Origin of the sequence: Prochlorococcus marinus str. MIT 9401 (assembly GCF_000760095.1) — a bacterium.
Classification (GTDB): Bacteria; Cyanobacteriota; Cyanobacteriia; order PCC-6307; family Cyanobiaceae; genus Prochlorococcus_A; species Prochlorococcus_A marinus_I.
Genome location: NZ_JNAR01000004.1, coordinates 1 through 18,060 on the forward strand (window position 1 = coordinate 1; position 18,060 = coordinate 18,060).

The window sequence follows — 18,060 nt, forward strand, 5'->3', positions numbered from 1 at the left end:
GTGAACAAATTAAGAAGCAAATGGATGAAACAGATTCTTCATATGATAAAGAAAAGCTTCAAGAACGTCTCGCTAAACTAGCTGGAGGTGTTGCAGTGATTAAGGTTGGGGCTGCTACTGAAACTGAGATGAAGGATAAAAAGCTTCGTCTTGAGGATGCTATTAATGCAACAAAAGCAGCTGTTGAAGAAGGAATTGTACCTGGAGGAGGAACAACTCTCGCTCATTTATCTCCTATTCTAAAAGAATGGGCTGATAAAAATTTAGAAGGAGAGGAATTAATTGGAGCTAACATTGTTGAAGCTTCACTTACTGCTCCTCTTATGAGAATTGCTGAGAATGCAGGTTCTAATGGAGCTGTGATTGCTGAAAATGTAAAAACTAAACCATTTAATGATGGATTCAATGCTGCTACTGGAGAATATGTGGATATGTCTTCTGCTGGCATAGTTGACCCTGCAAAAGTTACACGTTCAGGATTGCAAAATGCAGCTTCAATAGCAGGAATGGTTCTAACCACCGAATGCATAGTTGCAGATCTACCTGAGAAAAAAGATTCAGCTGCTCCAGCAGGCGCTCCGGGTATGGGCGGTGACTTTGATTACTAACTAACAATAGTTTTTAGTAAATTTTTAAAAGGGATCATTCAAAATGGTCCCTTTTTATTGAACTTTTACGAAATCCAACCAGCGCTAAGAATAATTGCTAGAGACAAAAATATCACTAAAAAAGTCCAAGTTATTTTGTTAAGAGAGGCTTCTGCACTACTTGCGCTGTTGAACATAGAGCTTCCACTGGCGGCTATTCCTCCCATTCCATCACCTTTAGGACTATGAAGTAAAACTAAGAGAATGAGAAGAACTCCAGAAAATACCCAAATCCAACTAATAATTTGAATCATTGCTTAAAAAACTTTTATTCGCTTTAAACGTGTTGAACCACCTTATTATAACCTTTTAATTCTACCTCTTTAATTAAAGACTTTCCTGTCATTTCTTTTGGTATTGGAAGATTTAATAATTGCAATAAAGTTGGTGCAATATCTGCTAAGCCAGCATTATCTCTTAAATAAATTTCATTCCCCATATTCGGAATTTTTCTTTTTTCACCCTCTATAAAAATTAATGGAACTTTATTTGTAGTGTGAGCCGTCCACGGTTCTCCTGATGGCCCTTTCATAACCTCTGCATTGCCATGATCAGCTGTTATGAGTATGCTTCCACCCATTTCTCCAGTAGAATTAACTATTTGGCCTATACACTTATCTACTGTTTCTATAGCTTTCGTTGTGGCATTCATATTCCCTGTATGACCCACCATATCAGGATTAGCAAAATTGATTACAATAAAAGCATATTTTCCACTTTTAATTGCTTTAGAGCAAGAAATAGTTAACTCTTCCGCAGACATTTCGGGTTCCATATCATAAGTTGCTACTCTTGGAGATGGAATTAAATGTCTATCTTCTCCAGGTAAAGGAATTTCTACTCCTCCATTAAAAAAATATGTTACGTGAGGATATTTTTCCGTTTCTGCTGTTCTATATTGCTTGAGGCCGTTTTCTGAAACTATTTGACCGACAAAATTATTTAGAGATTCAGGAGGAAATGCAATCTTAACATTGAAGTTCTCATCGTATTGAGTAAATGTAATTAAATCTAGAATTGGGAAAAATTTTCTTTCAAAATCTAAAAAATTCTTCTGTGAAAGGGATTTTATTATTTGTCTAGCTCTATCTGGACGGAAGTTAAAGCAAATCAAACTATCTCCATCTTTCATGTAGTTTTCAGAAATTCGTATGGGCTCTATAAATTCATCAGTTATGTTTTTGTCATAACTTTTTTTTATGTAATCCTGTGGAGAAATATTTGTTGCTTTTATATTTGGATCAGTTAAATTGGAATGTGCTTTTTCCGTTCTGTCCCATAAAAGATTTCTATCCATTATCCAATATCTACCACAAATAGAGGCTATTTCACCAGTATTGTATTTTTGAATGCATGATTCAATTTGGTCTAAATATTTAAGCGCACTTTTTGCAGGTGTATCTCTTCCATCAGTAATAATATGAATCGCAACTTTTTTTATGCCATTATCAGATGCCCATTTAATCAAACCTAATAAATGGTCAATATGACTATGTACTCCTCCATCAGAGCATAATCCCGTTATGTGCAAAGTAGAATTGTTTTTCTTTAATGAGGTAGCCATCTCATTTAACTCATCGATCAAACCTAACTTATTATTTTTTACAACATTCGAAATCCTTACAAGTTCTTGTTGAATTATTCTTCCCGAACCGATGGTAAGGTGCCCAACCTCTGAATTACCCATTTGGCCATCTGGTAAGCCTACATCAGATCCACTAGCGCTTATTAGGGTATGAGGATACGCATGCCATAATGAATCCATGATTGGTGTATTTGCGGTCTTTATAGCGTTATTTGATATTTCTTCTCGATGTCCCCAGCCATCAAGTATCGCAAGAACTACAGGGCTCTGCGGGGCATTGAAATTATTTATATTTTTGCTACTAATCTTTGGCATATTTAGATCAAATTCGTTTTTAAGTGATCTAACATTAAATTTAGCTTTAAAAGCTACTCTTTAACAATCTATATTTAACATAGTTAGCTTTTGCTAATTTATAAAAAATATTGAATGAATTTTATTTATTGATAAATAATGTCCAATAAAACAAAAAGAAAAGTAATACTTAATGAAGTTGAACTTAAAAAAACTCTTTCACGTTTATCTTCAGAAATTATTGAAAAAGTGCAGGCTCTAGAAAACCTTCTTTTGGTTGGTATTCCCTCTAGGGGAATTGATTTGGCGGAAGTTTTGGGAAAAGAAATATTTCTTAAGACAGGTTTAAAAATAAAAAATGGAATAATTGATCCAACTTTTTATAGAGATGATCAAAATAAAGTTGGAACTAGATTAATAAAAGCGACTGATATTCCAACTCCTATTGAGAAACAAGAAATAATCTTGATAGATGATGTAATTTATACTGGCAGAACAATTAGAGCTGCAATAGATGCCTTATATTCATGGGGAAGACCCAAAAGAGTGATGTTACTGGTAATGGTAGATAGAGGTCATAGAGAATTGCCTATTCAACCAGATTTTTGCGGTAAAAAAGTTTCAACCAGTAAAAATGAAAGTATTAGTTTAAGACTAAAAAATGTTGATAATGAGGAAGGAGTATTTCTAGAATAGCTATTGTTCAGAAAATATTACCTAAATTATATTCTCCTAAAAATTCATCTTTAATATCGAAACACTCAACTAATAAATCAGCCTTTTTTGTAATTTTGAAGAAAAGTTTTAAGTTGTCTTCTCCAAGATTAGAATTGTTTTTTAATTCAATTATGAGCGGTATATTATCCCATTTAACTATTTCCTCTTCACTTTGTACTTGTGCTAATTTTGGTAATCCATCCTCAAATATTACGTCATATTCTCTTTCTGTTTTTGTTTCTCCAATAATTATTTCAAATATTTTCTGATTACTTTTACTAGCTTGAAGGATCAACTTAAATGGGTTTTCAGTTGGCCATGTTTGACCTTTGCAAAAAATTGGATGCCAGAAGTGTTTTTGTGCTCTTTTGTTAAATAATCTTATTGATAAGCCTTTAGCTAATATGTCTTTAATTTTTACCCCTGGGGTCATCGATAAAGCTCCTAAAGCTATTGCTTCAATAGGAGGGGGTGACTTTATTTCGACTTTTGGAATCTTTTCCCTTATCCATTCTTGAACTAATGGTATTTGAGTTCCACCTCCAACCAAAATAATTGAACTTAAGTCATCTACTGTGCAAAATTTACCTCTTGCTTCATTTAATAAATCTTTAAATAAGGAGTTAAGGTGATTTAGAAAATTATTCTTAATCATAATTTTCTCAAATATTTCTTGGCTTAGATAAAACTCTTTTTCTTGATATCCTTCAATGAATAATTTGGTTGGATATTTATTTTCATATTTAATTGAAGATGAGCTAAGTTTACATTTTATTTCTTCTGCCTTTAAAAGATTTATTGCATATTGATTATTTGGAATAAAATAATCAACAATCCATTGATCAATATCTTTCCCTCCAATTTTTGAGCCTGTTTTACTTATTATTTCTGCACACCTTAATTTTTGTTTTGATATTGAGCTAACATCATTTCCTTTGAATTTTAGTAATTCAGCAATTGGGCCAGATTTCCCTTCGCCACCTTCTATTTTCACTATATTCATATCAATTGTGCTTCCACCAATATCTAATGTCATTATTTTCGAGCCAAAAGGTACCTTAATCCCTAAGCTAGCCGCAGTAGGTTCATCAACTAGGGCTATTTCATCTACAGACATTTGACTACAAAGGTTAATTAACCATGCTCTGTAACCTCGATATGTATCAATAGGAGCAGTTAAAACAAGTCTTTTGATCTCATATTTTTGAGGAATGTTTGCCCACAAAAATTTAAAAAATTTTTCGCCACATTCATTAGGACTTAGGATATTTTTTGGGTTAAATTTTTCAACAGGATTTCCAATTAATCTTTTAAAATTTGAATGAAAGTATAAATCTGAATTAGAGCTGTTTCTCATATGTAAAGCACTTATACCAATTTTCACTATTGAAGAATTTTCCTCGAACCAAATTGCTGTAGGAATAACTCCTGGTGAGGACGTAATATTCGGTATTTCAATCAAAACAGGATTTATTTCTTTTTGATCTTGAAAAGCTATTACAGTATTAGTATTCCCTAAATCAATAGCAAGAGTTCCAGATAAATTTTCTTTCATGTAGAAATTTTTTTGAATCAATTAAGTGCTTTTTGTAATTTATGTTTTGAATCGGTCCAGTAAACTGTAAAATATATCCTAGTAATAAAAAACTTTTTTAATGAACATATCAAATAATGCAGGAGTCGACTCTACTGATTTGGCAATAAGAGGTGAAAGCTTAATAAGAAAATCAACAAATAGATATTTAACTACCGTGAGAATTGCTTTCAGAGCAAAACAAAGACGTTTTGATGATTTTGATGGATTATTAGAGGAATCAACTATTAAACCTGTTCAAAGGTCAATTATTGAATTGAGCGATGAGCAAGACCAACCAGATTTACTTCCTGGTTAATTTTGGTAAAAGACCAAAAACGATGGAGATTACTTAGAGATTTCAGAAAAGGTAAATTTTGCTTTTTAATTGGAGTTGATAATTGGTCAATAGAGTTACAAAAAAGTGAATTTCATTCACTTTATCTTCTACTAGTAAGAATTAATAAACAACTATTAGATATTAAGAATGAACTCTTGGATGAGGAGTTGATTACTTTAAATTTAGAACAACTACCTTGGTACATTGAGTTAGAAGGAAAAAAAAATGAATGGAGTTTGAGGTTTGTTTTTGAAAGTCAAGATCAAACAAGATCTTTCGAAATGTATTGGCCTATACCAATAGCAAAAAATTTATTTTATGAAATAAAAAAAATGTGGGAATCAATGGATTAAAAGATAAATAAAATTGGAAATTTTTTAAAATATTTCCCCGTGGGGGAAAAAAAATTCCACAACTTTTCCACAACTATTTTTATAAAAATATTTAATTACCTAAAGGATGTGGAAAACTTATGTTTTTATATAATTATTTATATTTCGAGGAGAATTGATTTTATGAAAATCAATTTTAATGAATACCCACTTTATGACTTGATTCTCATTATTCTTTAGCTTGAGACTGCCTTTTAATAATACTTGTTGACGATTTAGTAATTTTGAAGAAAACTAGATCTTGTAGATTTGAATTTCAAAAAAATTTTTCAATATGCAAGAATTAAATTACGACAAAAATCCATTAGTTTTAAGTCAGAAAAAAGAAGTAATTAGTTTCAAATGTGAACTTCATGAAAATCTACAAAAGGCAATGAAAGAATTTGTTGAAGAACATCCTAATTGGGATCAATACAGGATACTGCAAGCAGCCATCGCAGGATTTTTGATGCAAAAAGGATTTCAAAATAGGGACTTAACCAGGCTTTATATTGGAAATATGTTTTCAATGAGTTTTGAGGACTAAAATTTTTTTAGATTTTCTCTAATAGTATTTTGGCTATATCATTTTGAACAGGTAATATTGATAATCTATTTCCTTTTTTTACAACTAATAATTCTTCCTCACTAAATAAAATCTTTAATTCAGGTAAACTTAAAATCTTATTTGATTTGGATATGAATTTAACTTTTACACAATCCCATCTAGGATTTTCAGGTTTAGATTTTGGATCAAAATACTTTGAACCTTTATCAAATTGAGTAGGGTCAATAATATTTAGATCTATTACCTCCATAAGTCCTACAATTCCTGGAGGTTTGCAGTTTGAGTGATAGAAAAAAACCTTATCACCTACATTCATTTTTCTCATGAAATTCCTAGCTTGATAATTTCTTATTCCGTCCCATAAAGTTACACTCTCATTTTTTAAAGTATCTATACTGTATGCGTCAGGCTCACTTTTCATTAGCCAAAACTTTTCTTCTGTCATGTCAAGGGGTTTGGAGGAATTTATCTGCTAGATTTTGCTAGAATCAGAATTTTATTATTATGTTTATTATCCATTAAAGTTCCTATTTAGGAAAGTAATGGGCGGTATTTGGGTAAGTCTATTTTCAAAAATGTATAAATAATATTCACAAACTTCTGCCAAAATTTAGGAGCTTATTAATTTAATAGATAGGGGTTGGATGCGGGCTTCTTTAGCTGGACGGCAGATCCCTTAGAAATTTATTATCCAGAGAGCTTTTCATTTAATTCCACCCATAACAATATTTCTTTCTAATTTCTAAATCTGAAGCAATACAAGTTTCAAATGCTCTTTTAACAAAGAACATTTTTTCTTTTTTACTTAATTTTCTAAAGCTACATTGTGTACCTGCTGTACTAGGAAAATAAGAATACTTATCATTAGGTTTTTCTGGAAAAAGATAAGTTTCAGGGAATTTATATTTTTCATCTCCATCATCTTCAAATTTCATAACTCTGCCAGCTTTAAAAGAAATTAAATGTCTTGGTTCATTATCTGCACAGCGTACTTCTATACCCTCATTAAAAAATGGATAAATATATATCCCTGCATTAGCTGAAGGAATTAATCCCAATAAAAAAGGAGCAAGTAGTAAGCTTTTCAATTTATTCAACTGGAGTTAGTGAATAACAAATGTCTTTATAACCATTTTCTTTATCCCACTCTTTCATCTCTGTAGTACTTGTAGCAGCAGCAAATCCTTCTAAATCCTTGACTTTAAGAATTAAGTGACTTTTATGGTCATTTACCTTGATGAGTTCATATTCTTCGACATATTTATGTCCTTCCTTTTCATGGAAATCTTCTACAAATTTTTCGAAATCTTCAAAAGAACAATCAAAAGTAGAAACTATTAAGGTATTCATAAAAAAGAGGGTTTTATCCCTCTATGTTAGATCGACTGTCAATCAATTAGTAATTAATTAATTTTCTTTTTCCATCTCTAGTTTCTACTTTATTTATTCTTAAACCTATAAAAGCAGCCCAAATAACTGCAAATAAAATTGGTAAAAAAATGATTGCAAGTTTCATCATTGTTTTAATCCTGTTATTTGCTCAAAAGAATAACCTTTAAATAAATAGGAAAAAATAGGTACTTTATCTAATTAAGCAGCATCATATTCTTTATCATATTCAAGCCCTCTCATAAATCTTTTATCTAATAAGTAATTGTCTATAATCTCTGCTGCCATCTGTATCTCAGCAGCAGGTTCTTGATATAACTGTTCTAATCTTTTTTTTCTTCTTCCATTAAATAACCAATAAGCAAATAATTGTTCTAATACTAAAAATTTAGCTTAATCCTCGCGAGTTAATAGTCATTCAAATTACTATTTTCTCCTTAAACGTATTGCTACAACTTTGCTATTTTACTAATACATTTTTACGTATAAAAATTTCTTGATAAATAAAAAAAACATGAAATAATTTTGTTTTATGAAGTGTTATGGCTCTAATCCCTTTTAAATTTACTAATAAAAAAGGCAAAGCCAATAGTAAAGTATTTTTAGCCTTGCTCTAATGATGTTCTCATTGGTAGTTTGGATGTGCTTATTCAGGTAAAAAAACTATGACTAAAAAAGAAGGTAAAGAATTAGCCACTGTGAAGGTTTATCTTAATACTGGAATCATTGCAGGATTAATTGGTGTGGGATTTATCGCTTCAACTTTAGTTTTTGGAGTACTACTTTTAGTTTTAAAATAATTTTTTAAAAAAGATTTAAATTCTTTTTCATTAGATTCCGCAATATCATATGAACAGATTGATTTAATATCAGATTTGAAAGTTTCTAAAAATTTGTCCTCATCTTTTATATAGTTATCAGGTATGGATGAAAAGAAATATTCATATTTTAATATTGATTCTTTATCAAGCCCTTTGAAAAGATTTTTTTCTAAAGCATCACAATATTTTTTAGCCAATTGATTATTGGTTAATTTGTTATTTATATATATCTCTCCTGATATAGGTAGGCTATTTATGAGGTTAATTTTTACGGTACATACAATTAAGAGAAATGAAACAAGAACAAATTTCATTGATCTTCTTTTGGATTTAGAAAAGGTCTTATTTTATTCTTCAGTTCAGTTAGTGGCTTTTCAATAAAATCAGGTTTTTTTAAGACTGCAAGAAAAATCCAGCCTGCGCTTATAGCAAGAATCATCCCTAGGTAGGCAAAACCATAAATCATAACTAATTTAAATTTTCTTTTTATTATGCTTGTTTTTTTACTCCTACAGCGGTTTCGATGTTTTCGTCTTCTTTAACCTTTTCCTTTTCGATATCTTTAATGATTAATTTATTTTCGGTTCTTCCAAAATCATCTTTACCTGCAATAAAGAAAATAAGTGCACTAATAAAAAAAAGTGCAAAAAGTAAAACTTCCATTTGCTAACACCATTTAATTAAATCTAAATTAGTTTAGAGGTCTTAATTTAATCAACATCAAATAATACAAATTAGAGTAAATTTCGTTTAATCAAATTTAAAATATAAAATTCTTTAATATCAATCTATTTAGATAGATCATAACCTAAAAGTGTTATTTATTTTACTAAGGAAAATATTTTAAAAGCATTATTTTGGTGATTATTAATTTTAATATTCATTATTTAAATTACAATCTAAGCATTTAATCTTTATATTTAAGGATGCTTTTTTCCTCTTTATTTTATAAATTTTGCACTTGAACAAATCTTTAAAAATATTTATGGTTGTTTTGTAATTTATTTATAGATCATGCTGGGAACCATCAAAGATCCAACCTTATTTTTTCTTTTGAGTAGTGTTGGAATTTTATTATTTGGCTCAATCGGATATGGTATTTATACAACAGTTGGACCATCATCATATAAGTTAAGAGACACAATAAAAGAACATGCAAGGATGCATGAATTAGGTATTGCTCATGGTCACAATCATCATAACCATAATGAAGCAGAACATATTCACTGAGAAATATAAATGTATTCATATTTTTTTGATTCAGAATTAACAACTGAATTCTTTTTTATTTCAATTCTTTCTGGAGCATTATTATCATTCTTTATTTTCCTATTATTTTGGTTGACTAATCAAAATGCAATTTTTAAAAAGCAATAAAGTTACTTTTGAGAATTTAAATAACGTCGATATTTAGATTTTTAAAACTATGAATTGCGACATTTTTACTACATTTCTGTATAGGATGAATCATTTTATACATCCATCGCTCGATTGATCTTTACATTAAGTAATATTTTATTAATAATTACTATTCTTAATGGACTCAAATAAAGATATTCTCAACAGAGCTATTGGAAGACCAGCAATGATGGCTTTCATGATCTTAGTGGGAACATATTTAACAACCGGTCAACTTATCCCTGGTGTTTTTTAATGGAAAATAAAATTCAATCAAGAAATATTGATCCTCAAAAAATAAGAGCAGAGAATTTAAATGGCAAATTTGCTCTTGTTGGTCTAGTTGCTCTTGTTGGAGCATACATAACAACTGGTCAAATTGTACCCGGAATCATTTAATTTTTGTAGATTACCTCTCCGCCATGCTCTCTTGCTATTACATCTAAACATCTAGGAACCTCTTTATAATTTAAGAGTTCTGTTTCCGTTAAATACCTAAGAAGAGTTCTTATTTAATCAATAGTGTTTTCTTATAATTCCTTCATTAAAACTTAATTGCCATTTGCCAATAAGGATAGCAGCTATTAATTTTCTGTTAATTAAATTCTTGCTTCAATAAATTCCAACCAATTAATGATGCATCTTTATTAAAGGATTCTCTTTCCTCGCACATAAAGCCATGATCAGCTCCTTTAACATTAATGTAAATAAATCTCTTTTCTAATGGATCTAATTTCTTAAATCTTTTTTTAATTTCTAATCTATCCTGTAAGGGAATTAATTTATCTGAAGAACCACAAATAAAATTTAATTTTCCAGAAACTTCTTCTAGTAAATCTATAGGTGCAAAATTAGTATCGGATCTTGGGGTTGTAACTCCCGCTCCATAAAAACAAAATGTACTATCTATTCCTTTTAACGAAGAAGCTATAACTGCTGCATGACCCCCAAAACAAAATCCAATAATTGAGATTTTCTTTTTTGGATATTTTTCTTTAACCCAATTTAGTGCTGCAGAAATATCTTTAATAATATTTTTTGAAGTGGTTAAATTTTTATGATGCCTGCCTAATTTCAAGTCTTCTTCGCTGTATGCTAAATCTAATTTTGGAGCTGTTCTACCGTAAAGGGGTATGGCTAATACAGGTACATTTTGTTTGGCTAATTTTTCAGAAAAACTCCTTATCCAGTGATTGATCCCAAACACCTCTGGTAAAACTATAGATATATATTCACACTCACTACCTGAATCTACCCACCAAGATCTAAGAGGTAAATCGTCATTATAAATGTTTATCCATTGACCTTTCATTTGTGATTATATAAAAAGTTTGTGTCAGAGAAAAGATGCTTATTTATTCTCTTAGTTTAGATAGATTGTCAATGTAAATTTTCCTTGTTCGATTTTATAAATTAAATCTTAAATTATACAGAGAAACTTATATGGAACTCATTCTTACATAAGTTATATAAATCGAATTAAGTAGTCTTTTTTACCAATTGAATACAACTATTGTTAAATAAATATATTTGACCTTGAAAAGCTCCTAAAAAATACTTTTTCTTGAAATAAAGATTGACAAGACATTCATAAAAAAAACTTTTATAAAACATTAACTTCTTTTATGAATATGTTTCTAACCAACAAAACTCGTTTAAAAATTAAGGATATTGTAAAGAGGATTTCATTAGATGAACCTGTTGCATTGGAAGAAAGAATTTATGTAGAAAAATATGCAAAACATAATTCAACTATATGGACATGGCTTAAGAAAGCTAATAGCTTAAGGAGATATGGCAAGCAAAAATCAGATGGAATAAATGGGCTCATACAAAATCTTGGCCTTGATGGTTTAGAAACTGAAAATCATTTCGATCCCAAAAATGATGATCTTGCTGATTGGTTTAGTGGGTCTCCTGATTGGGTCAGGAGGAGCTAATTGCCTTTAGTTTAAAATGAATTTAGATTAATAATGAAAAAAGGGAACTTCCTCAACTTGTCTTGGAGCATAATCACAAATTCCGAATTGCATACATTCCATTTGAGAATCAGTTAGTTTTCTCTCAATTGATAACGAATCAAACAAAACACCAAATACATGTTGAATTTTATTTTTAATTAGATTTCCGTAAGTCATAATTTACCTTCTTTTTTAGAAGTTATTTAGTATGAGTAATATAAAAGAATCAAGAGTTGTAATACCTAAAAAATAAATCATGATTTAGGCAGTTTTAAATATTTCACTATATTCATAATCAGTATTTTTGCTCTAGGAAATTTCAATTATCACTCCTAAGTTGGATCCACTGATTGAGGTATAACTTCATGAACTCGTTAAAAATGAAATACTTTAAAAACACAAAAAAGATCAACAACACTCTTTGGTTGGATAAATTAATTAATCAACTTGAAAAAAAATCAAAAGGAGTTTGATCATGAATACATTTAGAAATAAACAATTCAAAAATGAATTAGATCCCAAGTACGCCTTTTATGATTGTCTTCGTAGTTGCGAAATTAAGAGTAATTCTAAAAATTCTCTAGAAGAATGTGTAGAACATTGTGAACCAAGACCATTGCCAAAAAATCTCAATAGCTAAAAATAGGAATTTAAACTCTATTCAATACCTATTTTGACGTTATAAGGTTTTTATATAAATTTAAGGAGGGTAATCTTATGACCAACCTCGCAATTGAGCTACTTCTTTTAATTCTAGTTTTAGTTAATTTTGGAGCGATTCTTACAGCTAAAATTTATTCACAATCAATAAAAGAAATTCAACGTAAAAGATTATTTTGTAGTGAATCTATAAGTAACCCATATTGTGTTTTTTGATAAATTAATTCCAAACTAATAACACTCAAACTAGAGATCTAATATTAAAAGTTAAGGTTCACCAAAACTAAAAATAAGGTGTATAAGGTATTTCTGTTTTTAATGAATCTCCGTAGTAACTTTCTGCTGATTTTAATAGGATCCAATAAATAAAATTTAGAAATGATTTTTCCATAGGAACATTTTTACTCTTTTCTAATTCAAATCAGAATATCAAATAAAAACATCGTAAAAAATACTTAATAGAAGAGATTTAGATTTTCTTAGTTAATTTGTGTTGGTTAGGTTTGTATGAAATGCTACTAAAGCTTGTCTTATCAATTGATTTGGTAATATTGCTTATTGATTCCTGTAATTTCAAAAGATATATTAAATGGATAATCTTAATATAAGAAATTTATGAGTACTCAAAAAAGTCAAAGCCATAAAAGACAAGAGCAAAATAATACAGAATGGTTAGATGAATTAATCAATAAAATTGAAAGCATGAAAAACAAAATATCAAATTCTTATTAATCAATCTTCTTTTACATTTGATGTGAAGACAGCTTGTAGTTTTCTAGGCTGGCATTTTTGATGATTTGATAATTTTCCATGCTTCAGATGCAGTGTCTGCATATTGGAAAAGATTTAAATGTTCATCTTCAATTAATCCAAGATCAGCTAAATATTCAAAGTTAATTATCTTATTCCAATACTCGCTGCCAAAAAGGATAATTGGGATTTTAGTTTTCATGCCAGTTTGACAAAGTGTCAATAGTTCAAATAATTCATCTAGTGTTCCAAAACCTCCAGGAAAAAATACAGCAGCTACTGATCGCATAACAAAATGAATCTTTCTTAATGCAAAATAATTGAATTTAAAGCAAAGACCTGGAGTTATAAAAGCATTTGGGATTTGTTCATTAGGGAGACTTATATTTAAACCTATAGAATTACAATTTGCTTCAAATGCACCTCTATTGGCAGCTTCCATAATTCCTGGCCCCCCACCTGTCACAATCACATGAGAACTGCAGTTTTTATTTTGATTACTAATAGAAGCAAGCTTTGAAAACTCCCTTGCAGATTGATAGTAGTGGCTCATTAGTAGTAAATTTTCTAATCTATTTAAATTGCGTTTAAGAAGTATAGATTTGGGATTTTTTTTAATTAAATCTTCTATATCTTCTATTCTCTTTTTTGTATTTGACTCTTCTGTAATACTTGCGCCTCCAAAAATAATTATTGTTGAAAGAATTTTATTTTCTTCAAGAATTAAATCTGGTTTAGTAATTTCAAGAAGCATTCTTACTCCACGCATTTCATTTCGACTAATTAAGTTAATATCTTCGTGAGCCAATTTATAACTATCTGAATTAATAATTAAATTCAGATTTTTCAAATTATTAATTTTGGATGAAATATGTTTTTTTGTTTTTTTCATTTCAAAAAAGAGTTTTTACTTTTCTTTCTAGGGGATTAAAACAAACTCTTTTGATTTTATTGTTTTCGTAAATCCAATAGACAGGCAGACTTTTTCTTGCCTTAATTAAACTAATTTTGTTTAATTTTTGGGGAATAAATTCTTTAGCAGGATCAAAAAATTTATCTCTTTTGGGTTGGTTTAAAACAATACTACCCTCTTTACCTGAGATTGATCTGTGATAAGTTCCTACAGGAATTTCTAATGCTCCCATACGTCTATTTAAATAAATCACATGATGCGGTTCATCCCAGGAAGGATTTATTAAAACAAATTTCCTTTCTCCGGTGATAACTAAATTGTGGTCAATTTGATGATTGTGAACGTAATACTGCTCATCTTTTAAATCATCAGGAGGAGATATAGCTTCCCCAGAATGGATCACAACATCAGAACCATTGGAAGTATCTATGCCTGCATCGAAGAATGTTACTTTTGGTGTCTCTCTAAAAACATTTATTGGAAAGAATCTTAATTCCATAGTGCTAACCCCTTTTAGAAAATTTATAAATACTAATAAAAATTTATTTACTTTTAAAAAACAGCTATTTTTTATTTTTAATCGCAACAAACCAAGCAATCTTCTTGATTTGGATAATCTATACATTCTTTATTTAAAGTTTCCTCTAAAAAATCTACCTTATTAACATAATCATGATCTTTTAATTCTTTGTTTGGCACTGTGAATTGAGTTTGTAGTTTCATTTTCTATTCTCCTAATTAATACTGCTTTTTGAATCCATTCCAAGTTTGAGAAAACCTTAATCCCAAATAAGAAATTAAGATTGTCCAAAATAAAATCTCTATACCTAAATTAGTCATTTGCTTGGCCTCCTTTCTATCTGATTATTCTTTAGTATGGTTATGATATAAAAATCAAGCGTAAGAATACCTAAAAGTTAAAGCTTTAATCGTAAAAAATCTTGCAATGTTTGTTACTCAGATGATCTGCACATTTGTAATTCCAATAAGCTTCGATTGCATTGAGGTTATTATCATATGAAAGGTCTTTTTTATCCAAATTAATTTCTTGGATAGTAAATGTTTCATTTAGTGCCATAAGACTTACCCCTTGACTACACCTATGTTCTAATTCATTTGTATAGTTAATTTCAAGTTTTATGTGTGCGGTTAGAGGAACAAAATTGTACGGATTAAGGATCAAAAAAAAATCTCAAATTATAAATAATTGCAAGGGAAATATCTTCAAAAAATTTATTCCAACTTTAAAAAAAATTTGTATAAATTTTGCTTAGAAATTGTATCTATTTAATATTTTCTCAGGTCTTATAGTATCTATTATTCATCTAATCTATCTGCATATTCTCTTAAAATCTCAGCCATATTTTGAGGTGGAATTTTTTGTTGATATTCTCTACATAAATCAAAAAATTTATCTAAGAAATCTTTCATTGAAGATGACATAAAAATTAGCGTTTCATTTTAAAAGTAAAGTATGCAAACCCACCAAGCAATAAAAGACTCACAACCCCATAAGTAATTGCTATGCCGTACATGTACGTCATTTATTTATAAAGACATAAGCAGAATATAAATAAACTAAGAAAACTCCAATAGCAATGGAACTTCCATAAATAAGAAAGTTCCAAAATCTATATAATTCAGGTTTTTTATATCCTTTTTCTTCTTCTTTAGTAATCATTTATTTTCTTATTCTTTTCTGGCAGTATTACCTTTTGCTCTTAATACCAAAGTTATAGTAAGGGCAGCGCTTAATATCACAGTATCAATTAATAGGTGCGGGGAAATATTCATCAGCTGAAAATAGAAATAAGAAGAGTCATTATCTTTTCATAAATAAATATATTTAACATTAAAAAAAGAGGGGTTTATCCCTCTAAGTGTAGATCGACTGTCAATCAATGTCTACTTTAGCTTTTAGCTTCTCTTAAAAAAATAGTATTTTATTTAGCCAGAGCAAGAGAAGGCACCTGCAAGTAAATTTTTAAAAATTGGCGCTTGACCCAATGCATACAAAAAGAAAGTTGATGATGCGAGAGTAATAGCTATTTTAGAAGTCCTGTTAACTTTCAAATTTGAGACTTTTGCAAATGCAGAGTTCATTTTTTTATTAATTTTGTAAAATTATATTAGCTGAATAGTTAAAATGTTTAGCATCAATATTTACCAAATAATAATTTTATTGCTCTTTTTTCTCAGCTTGCATTTTTACTAGTTCAAATTCTTTTTTAGAAACTATTCTGATTTTGTAAGCTGGATATCTTGTCTTCCACCATTTATTGATCGAAATAGCTACTTTTTTTAAATTTTGCGTACAAATATTGACCCATAGAATCTTAGTTTCAACTTCTTTGTAGAATTGCCAACTTGTAGGTGTAGCCATAAAAATCACTAATGAAAAATTTTATAATTGCTGAAAATATTCTATAAATTTAGGAATATGGTCCATGAGCTAAAACTTTTGTTTTTTAAAAAGATGATTTATTTGAAGATATAGGGTTTTCATTAAGTGCTAATAAAAAACTTTAAACAAAAGATTTACATGACTTTCGACTTCTAGGAAAGTATTACTTTTATTTTAGAAAGACTTTCATTTTAAAAATATCTCAGAAAGAAGGGGCCCAAAATTGCCCCCTCTTGTTGAAACTCTTCCAAAGAAACACCATTAAAATCTTACTCTGAAATTTGCAAAGTTAAACAAATTAACGGAATCGAGGTTAACAATTTATGCGGCCTTTTTAAAAGGGTTCATATTCCTTAAAAAGTTATTACTTTTGCGGGCACTCATATTTCTATATCTTTGATTTATATCAAGGATATATTGCCTAGCTTTCTTATCACTTTCAATTTTCTTTTTTCGAAGACGTAAAGCCCTTAAATCTTCTATTGACATGAAGCCATCATCTTCGTTGAAATTTAAATTATTTAATTGCATCAGTTTAAGAAATTAAGTTTCTTCTTTAAGTGCAAGATTAACAACCTTATCTTTAATTGCAATAGAGATAATTAACCAACCTAACTCAAATTAGTTATTGAACGTTAAGAAAGCTATGAATTTAAGTATTAAAAACTTTCTAAAATCAAGAAAATCTTTTAATTGAATTAGATGGAACTTCTAAAGATACAAATGATTCTCCAAAATGAGATTCGGCTGATCTTATTAGTAACAAGTAAAAGAAATTTACTAAAGCTTTCTCCACGAGGATTTAGTAACTAATTTAAATAACCTCATAATTTTTGTAATAGCAATATACAAAATAAATTTATCAATTAATCAATATATTTACTTTATAAAGCATAGTTGCATATTATTAATTGAGAAATCTGCACTTTCAAGGTTTAGGCAGCAGACTAAATCCTCGTGGAGTGTTGGACTTTAGCCCGCTCTATTTTTTTAACAAAAGAAAATAGCACTGCAAGGTAACTAGCTCACCAATTATTATGTTTAATTCTGAATTAGCCATTATTGGTTAATTGATCAAGAGTATCTAAGCAAAGGTTGGTATTGTTTAATGTATAACTTTGCTACAAAACTTTTGTTATATCAATGGATTCAGTATTTTTGCTCATTGATATATTAATTCTTGGAATAATATTATTATTTATGCCTAAATAAGATTTGATTTTGAAAAAAATAACTAAATTTTTTAAACTTCTGAAGAGAAGAATTGATATTCTTAATGCAGAGGCTGAATTAAAGTTTATATTAGAAAATAAATAATTGGATTTCCACATTGCCCTATTTGTGTGGTTTTAGCATTTGTTTCAGTTTTTATGGGAGTTACTCGTAGTTATATGTTCTTTATTCTTTTTAGAGAATTTGTGAGAACAGAATCTAATTTTAAATTGAAGTTTAGTTTCTATTAATTGTTGACATCTAAGTATAAATACTTTATAAATAGGTTGTAGTAGATACTACATAATCGTCCGATCTACCATCTGATAGACCGCAGTACGACTCAAGCCATAGGACGGGGACTTGAGCAAGTTCAGGAACTGCACCATGGTAAACATGTATTTCAATGGTAAGTCATTCGTATATTGTAGAAAACAAGAAGAAAAGTTGATAAAGC

The 18,060-nt window shown here is 29.2% G+C and carries 30 protein-coding genes; 11 read left to right on the forward strand and 19 right to left on the reverse strand.

The window, feature by feature from the left end:
• The coding region (locus tag EV01_RS07645; RefSeq protein ID WP_032523273.1) for a TCP-1/cpn60 chaperonin family protein at positions 1-608 on the forward strand (608 nt) is incomplete at its 5' end.
• Between the two features lie 65 nt (positions 609-673).
• Here the strand turns inward: EV01_RS07645 and secG are convergent.
• Together secG and gpmI are read right to left on the reverse strand one after the other, a co-directional pair.
• Positions 674-901 carry a preprotein translocase subunit SecG gene (gene secG / locus EV01_RS07640; protein ID WP_011863548.1) on the reverse strand — a complete coding sequence of 76 codons (228 nt, stop codon included), beginning with the start codon at positions 899-901 and terminating at the stop codon, positions 674-676.
• Positions 902-924: 23 nt separating this feature from the next.
• Positions 925-2,547 carry a 2,3-bisphosphoglycerate-independent phosphoglycerate mutase gene (gpmI, locus tag EV01_RS07635; RefSeq protein WP_032518143.1) on the reverse strand — a complete coding sequence of 541 codons (1,623 nt, stop codon included), beginning with the start codon at positions 2,545-2,547 and terminating at the stop codon, positions 925-927.
• 138 nt (positions 2,548-2,685) lie between these two features.
• Here gpmI and pyrR point away from each other — a divergent pair, with 138 nt between their 5' ends.
• Positions 2,686-3,222: a bifunctional pyr operon transcriptional regulator/uracil phosphoribosyltransferase PyrR gene (gene pyrR, locus EV01_RS07630; protein WP_032518144.1), complete on the forward strand. Its 537-nt coding sequence runs from the start codon at positions 2,686-2,688 to the stop codon at positions 3,220-3,222.
• Between the two features lie 7 nt (positions 3,223-3,229).
• Here pyrR and EV01_RS07625 read toward each other — a convergent pair whose 3' ends face one another.
• Positions 3,230-4,798, reverse strand: a complete 1,569-nt coding sequence (locus tag EV01_RS07625; protein ID WP_032518145.1) for an Hsp70 family protein — start codon at positions 4,796-4,798, stop codon at positions 3,230-3,232.
• Between the two features lie 100 nt (positions 4,799-4,898).
• On the opposite strand from EV01_RS07625, the gene EV01_RS07620 reads away from it, so the two are divergent.
• The 3 genes from EV01_RS07620 to EV01_RS07610 all read left to right on the forward strand — a co-directional run bounded on the left by EV01_RS07620 (position 4,899) and on the right by EV01_RS07610 (position 6,074).
• Complete coding sequence (locus tag EV01_RS07620) at positions 4,899-5,135, forward strand: DNA-directed RNA polymerase subunit omega (RefSeq protein WP_032518146.1); 237 nt, start codon at positions 4,899-4,901, stop codon at positions 5,133-5,135.
• A 2-nt stretch (positions 5,136-5,137) separates the two neighbouring features.
• The gene (locus EV01_RS07615; protein WP_032518147.1) at positions 5,138-5,509 is read left to right on the forward strand and encodes a DUF1818 family protein; all 372 of its coding nucleotides are present in this window, start codon (positions 5,138-5,140) and stop codon (positions 5,507-5,509) included.
• A 313-nt stretch (positions 5,510-5,822) separates the two neighbouring features.
• On the forward strand, positions 5,823-6,074 hold the full coding sequence (locus tag EV01_RS07610) for a DUF2811 domain-containing protein (RefSeq protein ID WP_032518148.1): 252 nt from the start codon (positions 5,823-5,825) through the stop codon (positions 6,072-6,074).
• A gap of 7 nt (positions 6,075-6,081) precedes the next feature.
• Here EV01_RS07610 and EV01_RS07605 read toward each other — a convergent pair whose 3' ends face one another.
• From EV01_RS07605 to EV01_RS09605, 6 genes are all read right to left on the reverse strand, one after another.
• Complete coding sequence (locus EV01_RS07605) at positions 6,082-6,540, reverse strand: EVE domain-containing protein (protein ID WP_032518149.1); 459 nt, start codon at positions 6,538-6,540, stop codon at positions 6,082-6,084.
• A gap of 262 nt (positions 6,541-6,802) precedes the next feature.
• Positions 6,803-7,183: a hypothetical protein gene (locus EV01_RS07600; protein WP_152556199.1), complete on the reverse strand. Its 381-nt coding sequence runs from the start codon at positions 7,181-7,183 to the stop codon at positions 6,803-6,805.
• 1 nt (position 7,184) lies between these two features.
• Entirely contained in the window at positions 7,185-7,445 is a 261-nt protein-coding gene (locus EV01_RS07595; RefSeq protein WP_032518151.1) for a hypothetical protein, read from the reverse strand.
• A gap of 745 nt (positions 7,446-8,190) precedes the next feature.
• The gene (locus EV01_RS07590; protein WP_032518152.1) at positions 8,191-8,619 is read right to left on the reverse strand and encodes a hypothetical protein; all 429 of its coding nucleotides are present in this window, start codon (positions 8,617-8,619) and stop codon (positions 8,191-8,193) included.
• Complete coding sequence (locus EV01_RS09600; RefSeq protein WP_193741408.1) at positions 8,616-8,771, reverse strand: hypothetical protein; 156 nt, start codon at positions 8,769-8,771, stop codon at positions 8,616-8,618. Before EV01_RS09600 ends, EV01_RS07590 begins: the two co-directional genes overlap by 4 nt.
• Before the next feature lie 23 nt (positions 8,772-8,794).
• Entirely contained in the window at positions 8,795-8,968 is a 174-nt protein-coding gene (locus EV01_RS09605) for a hypothetical protein (protein ID WP_193741442.1), read from the reverse strand.
• Positions 8,969-9,319: 351 nt separating this feature from the next.
• Here EV01_RS09605 and psbN point away from each other — a divergent pair, with 351 nt between their 5' ends.
• The 3 genes from psbN (at position 9,320) to EV01_RS07575 (ending at position 10,102) form a co-directional block, all read left to right on the forward strand.
• Entirely contained in the window at positions 9,320-9,535 is a 216-nt protein-coding gene (gene psbN, locus EV01_RS07585) for a photosystem II reaction center protein PsbN (RefSeq protein ID WP_032518153.1), read from the forward strand.
• A gap of 307 nt (positions 9,536-9,842) precedes the next feature.
• Positions 9,843-9,959: a high light inducible protein gene (locus EV01_RS07580; protein ID WP_011818671.1), complete on the forward strand. Its 117-nt coding sequence runs from the start codon at positions 9,843-9,845 to the stop codon at positions 9,957-9,959.
• Entirely contained in the window at positions 9,959-10,102 is a 144-nt protein-coding gene (locus EV01_RS07575) for a high light inducible protein (RefSeq protein WP_032518154.1), read from the forward strand. Before EV01_RS07580 ends, EV01_RS07575 begins: the two co-directional genes overlap by 1 nt.
• 196 nt (positions 10,103-10,298) lie before the next feature.
• Here EV01_RS07575 and EV01_RS07570 read toward each other — a convergent pair whose 3' ends face one another.
• Positions 10,299-11,015 carry a dienelactone hydrolase family protein gene (locus EV01_RS07570; protein ID WP_032518155.1) on the reverse strand — a complete coding sequence of 239 codons (717 nt, stop codon included), beginning with the start codon at positions 11,013-11,015 and terminating at the stop codon, positions 10,299-10,301.
• A gap of 319 nt (positions 11,016-11,334) precedes the next feature.
• Between EV01_RS07570 and EV01_RS07565 the strand changes: the two genes are divergently transcribed.
• Entirely contained in the window at positions 11,335-11,643 is a 309-nt protein-coding gene (locus EV01_RS07565) for a hypothetical protein (protein ID WP_032518156.1), read from the forward strand.
• Positions 11,644-11,670: 27 nt separating this feature from the next.
• Here the strand turns inward: EV01_RS07565 and EV01_RS09610 are convergent, their stop codons facing one another.
• The gene (locus EV01_RS09610) at positions 11,671-11,841 is read right to left on the reverse strand and encodes a hypothetical protein (RefSeq protein WP_193741409.1); all 171 of its coding nucleotides are present in this window, start codon (positions 11,839-11,841) and stop codon (positions 11,671-11,673) included.
• Positions 11,842-12,139: 298 nt separating this feature from the next.
• Here EV01_RS09610 and EV01_RS09615 point away from each other — a divergent pair, with 298 nt between their 5' ends.
• Both EV01_RS09615 and EV01_RS09620 read left to right on the forward strand, forming a co-directional pair.
• Positions 12,140-12,304 (forward strand): hypothetical protein, encoded by a 165-nt coding sequence (locus EV01_RS09615; RefSeq protein ID WP_193741410.1) that lies wholly within the window; start codon positions 12,140-12,142, stop codon positions 12,302-12,304.
• A gap of 77 nt (positions 12,305-12,381) precedes the next feature.
• Complete coding sequence (locus tag EV01_RS09620; protein ID WP_193741411.1) at positions 12,382-12,540, forward strand: hypothetical protein; 159 nt, start codon at positions 12,382-12,384, stop codon at positions 12,538-12,540.
• A gap of 559 nt (positions 12,541-13,099) precedes the next feature.
• On the opposite strand, the gene EV01_RS07560 is transcribed toward EV01_RS09620, so the two are convergent.
• The 8 genes from EV01_RS07560 to EV01_RS07545 all read right to left on the reverse strand — a co-directional run bounded on the left by EV01_RS07560 (position 13,100) and on the right by EV01_RS07545 (position 16,922).
• Entirely contained in the window at positions 13,100-13,966 is an 867-nt protein-coding gene (locus EV01_RS07560; protein ID WP_032518554.1) for an LOG family protein, read from the reverse strand.
• Between the two features lies 1 nt (position 13,967).
• Complete coding sequence (locus EV01_RS07555) at positions 13,968-14,486, reverse strand: hypothetical protein (RefSeq protein WP_032518435.1); 519 nt, start codon at positions 14,484-14,486, stop codon at positions 13,968-13,970.
• A 77-nt stretch (positions 14,487-14,563) separates the two neighbouring features.
• Complete coding sequence (locus EV01_RS09625) at positions 14,564-14,710, reverse strand: hypothetical protein (protein WP_193741412.1); 147 nt, start codon at positions 14,708-14,710, stop codon at positions 14,564-14,566.
• A 202-nt stretch (positions 14,711-14,912) separates the two neighbouring features.
• Complete coding sequence (locus EV01_RS09295; protein WP_072014672.1) at positions 14,913-15,170, reverse strand: hypothetical protein; 258 nt, start codon at positions 15,168-15,170, stop codon at positions 14,913-14,915.
• 357 nt (positions 15,171-15,527) lie between these two features.
• Positions 15,528-15,668 (reverse strand): hypothetical protein, encoded by a 141-nt coding sequence (locus EV01_RS09630; RefSeq protein WP_193741413.1) that lies wholly within the window; start codon positions 15,666-15,668, stop codon positions 15,528-15,530.
• A 266-nt stretch (positions 15,669-15,934) separates the two neighbouring features.
• Complete coding sequence (locus EV01_RS09635; RefSeq protein ID WP_193741414.1) at positions 15,935-16,090, reverse strand: hypothetical protein; 156 nt, start codon at positions 16,088-16,090, stop codon at positions 15,935-15,937.
• A gap of 76 nt (positions 16,091-16,166) precedes the next feature.
• Positions 16,167-16,370: a hypothetical protein gene (locus EV01_RS07550; protein WP_032518159.1), complete on the reverse strand. Its 204-nt coding sequence runs from the start codon at positions 16,368-16,370 to the stop codon at positions 16,167-16,169.
• A gap of 342 nt (positions 16,371-16,712) precedes the next feature.
• The gene (locus tag EV01_RS07545; protein ID WP_032518160.1) at positions 16,713-16,922 is read right to left on the reverse strand and encodes a hypothetical protein; all 210 of its coding nucleotides are present in this window, start codon (positions 16,920-16,922) and stop codon (positions 16,713-16,715) included.
• Positions 16,923-18,060 lie beyond the last annotated feature (1,138 nt).